Origin of the sequence: Paeniroseomonas aquatica, from assembly GCF_030409335.1 — a bacterium.
Classification (GTDB): domain Bacteria; phylum Pseudomonadota; class Alphaproteobacteria; order Acetobacterales; family Acetobacteraceae; genus Belnapia; species Belnapia aquatica.
Window position 1 is genome coordinate 1 of sequence record NZ_JAUFPN010000095.1, and the last position, 5,743, is coordinate 5,743.

Sequence of the window (5,743 nt, forward strand, 5' to 3'; positions counted from 1 at the left end):
GAGGCGCGGGCCTCGGCCTCACGCCGCGCCACCTGTTCGACCGCCAGCGCGGCGCGTAGCGCGTCGATATCGTCGGGTGTGTCATCCGGCGCTGCCATCACGCCGGAATTGAATCACGCGTCGCGCTGTTTCGCCAGCCCTATCCGGCGATCTCCGGCCGCCAGGTGCGCTGCGGATTGCGCCAGTCGATGCCGTCCAGCATATAGGCCAGCTGCGACGCCGAGATGACCACCGAACCGTCCGCCGGCGAAGGCCAGATGAACCGCCCGCGTTCCAGCCGCTTGGCGTAGAGCGACATGCCCAGGCCGTCATGCCAGACGATTTTCACCAGGTCGCCGCGGCGGCCNCGCAGCACCGTCACGACACGCCGCAACGCCGCGGCGCCGATCGCCTCGTCAACGCGGATCACCGTGCCGTCCGGCAAGGCTATCTCGATCCGGCCAATGCTGGCCGAACCGGAAGTTGGCGGAACGGCCGATGCAGCGTCATCTCGAGCGATCGGCGCCGGTAGATCCGTTGCCACCTGCAGCGGCATGAACATCGCGGCAGGCTCGGCCACCAGCACACCCTGCCGCGCCTGCTTGCGCCAAGCCCACAGCACGCTCCGGCTCACCTCGTGCCGCCGGGCCACCTCGACGAAGCATGCGCCGGGACGCTCCGCCTCCGCCACGATCCGCAGCTTGTCCACAACCCGCCATTGCCGCCGGCGCTCAACGCCGCTGATGATCTCCATGCCCCAAACCGCCCCCGTCCTTAGCAACGCTCCTACGAGCGTCGATAAGATCAGAAGACAGGTTCAACCCATCGCCGGAAGGCGGCCGTCACCGTAGGCGTACTGATCATCAAGCGCCGGTACCAAGGGTCCCGAAGCTGCGCTTACGACCAACGAATGGAAGACGCCCTCGGTAGGCGATCCATCCGGCGCCGAGCAGGCCGCGTGCCATCTCGCGCGCCGCTTTGTGAGCACTGCTGTAGCCGAGATCCTCGAGCAGTGCCTGCGACAAGGCGGGATTGAGAAGGAGGCGATCGAGCCGCTCCTTGCTGACCCGCTGCCTCGGTTGAGGTCCTCTTACGTCACCGTCCTCACCGCTAACTTGTAGTGCCACTAAGGCCTACCTTATTGTCTCGCTTCAATGATGGTTAGGGGTTCACGAGCCGGACTTTGGTATGGTCATATTCATTATGATGCGTTAAAGTCCGTCCAAGATCATTCTTAGTTTTGGCAGAGTCTTCGCAGCATCAGGCGAACTGACGCCCAGCGGAGGAATGCCAGGGCGTTCCGGTTGAGGCACTCCCAGTCCTTGCTGAGGCGTCGGCAGCGGTTCAACCAAGCGATGGTGCGCTCCACAATCCACCTTTTTGGCAGCACGACGAACCTGCCGCTGTCGCAGCGCCTGACGATCTCGACGTTCACAGCGCGGCAGACGCGGGCCATGCCTGCCTGAAACTTCGGCCCCTGGTAGCCGGCGTCGGCGTAGAGCTTGAGCAAGAAGGGGTACATCCCGAACAGCGTCGCCATGAGCAACACCCCGCCATCGCGGTCCTGGATATCGGCCGCATGCACGATGGCCTGCATCAGCAAGCCTTGCGTATCGACGAGGACGTGCCGCTTCTTGCCTTTGATCTTCTTGCCGCCATCGAAGCCTGGCCGATCGATCGACGCTCCCCCTTTTCTGCGCTCTTGACGCTTTGGCTGTCGATGATGGCAGCGGTCGGGCTGGCCTCGCGGCCCGCCTGTTCGCGGCAGCGCACGTAAAGTGCGTGGTGCAACCGATCGAGTGTGCCGTCGTGCTGCCAGCGACAGAAGTAGAAGTTGACCGTACTGCGCGGCGGCAGGTCCTTCGGGATCGCCCGCCATTGGCAGCCGGTGCCAAGCACATACATCAACCCGTTCAGCACCTCGCGCTCATTCACCGTGCGCTTGTTCCCGCCCCGCTTGGCACGCGGAATCTCACGCCGGGCCAGTTCCCACTCCGCGTCCGTCAGGTCGCTGGGATAGCGCAGCTTGCTGCGGTCATAGCGGGCGCGGTTCTCAGCAGTCCACATCGGGCGGCTCCAGCGAAGCAGGGCATCCGATATGGAATCACAAGCGACTCCCAGGATTCAACATGATCTTGGACGGACACTTAGCTGGCCATGCGACATTTTGCTTCTGTTCTTCTTAAAACCGCCCCGGCCGACTAACCGAAAGTCAGGATGTGTTCAAACCTCGGACAAGACCCTATATTTAGGCGGCTGTTTGGTTCGCATAGAGAGCACGTCCTGTCGTAGCCTTGTCTTTTAACTTGGTTGCTTACTCAGCACTGGCTGTTGTGCGAGGCAGGAATAGGCGTGCGTCAGGGGTGAGCCCGGCGACAGGTCTACGCACAGCACCTCTATAGCGCGCAGCAGATGCTCGGCGACGTCCAAGCGTCGCTCCTGGAGGGCACGCTCGAGAGCGGCCAAAACCTGATCCTCGAGTTGCAGTGCGTTCAACATCGGCGAACTTTCCCTAGGTCACGATGGGCGCCTCTGAAGGTGGGGCCTGCCCTAGTGGGAGGGTCAAGGGCCGCTTTCATACTTTGTCACAATAGAAGCACATTCCAAACGGAGGCACCCGGCATATTCCCAGATACAATGCTGTGTCCTGTAACGAGGCGCGGCATCGGCACCCGCTCGCGTTGCAGCCGACTGATAACGGCGGACACTACAACTAAGGAGACACGCTGGGATGATTAAAACCAAGACGCTTCGCCACACTGGACTCGCGCTGATGCTGGGCCTCTCGCTCGCGGCATGCGCCCAGCAGCAGAGCCCGCCGCCCGCCCGGCCGGCTGGAGGAATGTCGGGGATGGGCTCGCAGGGCATGGCAGGCCACAACATGTCGGGGATGTCAGGCACGCAGGGACACAACATGTCCGGCATGAACATGGAGCAGATGATGGCCCATTGCGCCCAGATGCGTCAGCAAATGCGGCCGGGCTCCACCATGAGCTCCGACATGCAGGCGATGATGGCGCACTGCGACCAGATGCAGCAGGGCACAGCGGGTGCTAAGTCCGGCGGCGCAGCCCAGCATAGGCACTAAGGGATTGCGGGGAGCGGCCTGGGCCGCTCCCCAAGACCACGCTACAGCCGCACCGCTCGTAGGCGCAGCGAGTTGCCAATGACGGACACCGAACTCAGCGCCATGGCCAACGCGGCGACGATCGGGCTGAGCAGGATGCCGAGGAACGGATAAAGCACGCCTGCCGCGAGCGGAATTCCAGCCGCGTTGTAGATGAAGGCGAAGAACAGGTTCTGCCGGATGTTCCGCATCACCGCACGCGACAGTATCCGTGCTCGCGCGATACCTGCCAAATCCCCCTTCACCAAGGTTACGCCAGCACTCTGCATGGCGACATCCGTCCCGGTACCCATGGCGATGCCAACATCGGCTTCGGCGAGTGCTGGGGCGTCATTCACGCCATCTCCAGCCATGGCGACGACCTTCCCCTTAGCCCTGAGTTCCCGGACAATGCGATGCTTGTCCTCGGGTAGCACGTCACCCTGAAACTCATCGATGCCGAGCTTCCGCGCGACCGCTTCCGCGGTGGTCTTATTGTCGCCAGTCAGCATGACGATGTGGATGCCCTCGGCGCGGAGGCTTGCTAGCGCGGCAGGCGTGGTTTGCTTGACAGGGTCGGCTACAGCGATGACGCCGCCCGGTCCACCGTCCACGGCCAGGAACAGCGCCGTGCCACCTTCCCGCCGCAGCTCGTCGGCTTTGGCAGCCAGGGTGCCCAGGTCGACCCCAAGTTCCTGCATCAGCCGCGCGTTGCCCAGCGCCACGCGGCGCCCACCGACTGTGCCGGTCACGCCCTTGCCGGTGACGGATGCGAAGTCCGCCGGTTCTTCGAAGGTCATGCCCCGCTCCTTGGCCGCAGCGACGATAGCGGCCGCTAGCGGATGCTCGCTGGACCGCTCCAGGCTTGCCGCGAGCGGCAGCACCTCATCCTCGGTCAGCCCCGGCGCCGGGACCACGGCCACGACCTTGGGCTTGCCCTCGGTCAGGGTGCCGGTCTTGTCCACAACCAGCGTGTCAACTTTCTCCATGTGCTCCAGCGCCTCAGCGGATTTAATGAGCACGCCCACACCGGCGCCCTTGCCGACGCCGACCATGATCGACATCGGCGTAGCCAGCCCGAGGGCACAAGGGCAGGCGATGATGAGCACGGAGACGGCGGCGATCAGGGCATAGGAGAGCGCCGGGCTTGGTCCCCAGACGGCCCAGGCGACGAAGGCCAGGACGGCCACGGCGATAACCGCCGGGACGAACCAGCCCGCCACGGTGTCAGCCATGCGCTGGATGGGCGCCCGGCTACGCTGGGCCTCCGCGACCATGGCGACGATGCGCGACAGCATGGTGTCGGAGCCGACCTTGTCCGCCCGCATGATCAGCGAGCCGGTGCCGTTCACCGTGGCGCCGATGACCTTGGCGCCAGGCGCCTTCTCGACGGGAAGGGATTCGCCGGTGACCATGGACTCGTCCACGGCGCCGCCGCCCTCCAGCACCTCGCCGTCCACCGGCACGCTTTCGCCTGGCCGCACGCGCAGTCGGTCGCCGACCTGCACGTCCGCCAGCGCGATCTCCTCGTCTGAGCCATCCAGCTGGATCCGGCGGGCGGTCTTGGGCGCCATGTTCAGCAGAGCGCGGATGGCGCCGCCAGTCGCCTCGCGCGCCCGCAACTCCAGCACCTGGCCGAGCAGGACGAGGACGGTGATGACAGCCGCCGCCTCGAAGTAGACCGCGACCGTGCCGTCCATGCCCTGGAAGCCCTCGGGGAAGATGCCTGGCGCGAAGGTCGCGACCAGGCTGTAGAGGTAAGCGGCGCCCGTACCGATTGCGATCAGGCTGAACATGTTGAGGCTGCGGTTCACCACCGACTGCCAGCCGCGGACGAAGAACGGCCACCCGGCCCAGAGCACCACCGGCGTCCCAAGCAGGAACTGGATCCAGACCGAGATCTTTGGCGGAACAAAATGGTGTAGGTTCAGGCCCGGAAAATGGGCGCCCATCTCCAGGACGACGACCGGGACGGTGAGCGCCAGCCCAATCCAGAACCGCCGGGTCATGTCGGCGAGCTCGTGGTTTGGGGCAGCCTCGGCGGTCACCTCCAGCGGTTCGAGCGCCATGCCGCAGATGGGGCAACTGCCCGGCCCCTGCTGCCGGATCTCCGGGTGCATAGGGCAGGTGTAGATGGCAGCCTTCTGCGCCACCGTAGGCGCGGCGGCCTTCTCCGGCTGCAGGTACTTCTCTGGATCGGACTCAAACTTCGTCCGGCACCCCGCCGAGCAGAAGTGGAAGGTGGTTCCGCCGTGCTCAAGGCGGTGTTTCGAGGTCGCCGGGTCGACCTTCATCCCACAAACCGGATCGGAGACCAGGGTCGCGTCGGCCACCACCGCGTCCCCGTGGCCGTGGCTGCATCCTGGGCCATGCTGGTGCCCGTGTCCCCCGTGCTGCCCTTGTCCGTGATGCTGACCGCTCATGGTGCCGTCTCCGCGATGGTCCGCCTCGGCGGGCCGGTTGTGGTCTTACGGACGCAACGTGGTGCTTCCCATTGTGAGAGGGTCAAGCGGGGAACCGGTCAGACGGTGGCGGACATGTTTTGTCGCAATGCCTCGATTCCTCGGGGCGTTCTCCGCGAACGGGGCGAAGGCCGGCCCCCTGCCGGGAGACGCTGTCCTAAGCTCGAGTTTGGCCATTCATGCGGCGTGGCAGAGG

4 protein-coding genes are annotated in these 5,743 nt (G+C 64.9%); 1 reads left to right on the forward strand and 3 read right to left on the reverse strand.

The window, feature by feature from the left end; translation table 11 throughout:
• Positions 1–139: 139 nt before the first annotated feature.
• On the reverse strand, positions 140–733 hold the full coding sequence (tnpA, locus tag QWZ14_RS08755) for an IS66-like element accessory protein TnpA (RefSeq protein WP_290316251.1): 594 nt from the start codon (positions 731–733) through the stop codon (positions 140–142).
• 480 nt (positions 734–1,213) lie between these two features.
• A protein-coding gene (locus tag QWZ14_RS08760) for an IS5 family transposase (protein ID WP_290316252.1) occupies positions 1,214–2,046 on the reverse strand; the annotation gives its coding sequence in 2 pieces (ribosomal slippage) (positions 1,214–1,668 and positions 1,668–2,046; 834 coding nt in all).
• 664 nt (positions 2,047–2,710) lie between these two features.
• Here QWZ14_RS08760 and QWZ14_RS08765 point away from each other — a divergent pair.
• Positions 2,711–3,067 carry a hypothetical protein gene (locus QWZ14_RS08765; protein ID WP_290316253.1) on the forward strand — a complete coding sequence of 119 codons (357 nt, stop codon included), beginning with the start codon at positions 2,711–2,713 and terminating at the stop codon, positions 3,065–3,067.
• A 41-nt stretch (positions 3,068–3,108) separates the two neighbouring features.
• Here QWZ14_RS08765 and QWZ14_RS08770 read toward each other — a convergent pair whose 3' ends face one another.
• The gene (locus QWZ14_RS08770; RefSeq protein ID WP_290316254.1) at positions 3,109–5,418 is read right to left on the reverse strand and encodes a heavy metal translocating P-type ATPase; all 2,310 of its coding nucleotides are present in this window, start codon (positions 5,416–5,418) and stop codon (positions 3,109–3,111) included.
• Positions 5,419–5,743 lie beyond the last annotated feature (325 nt).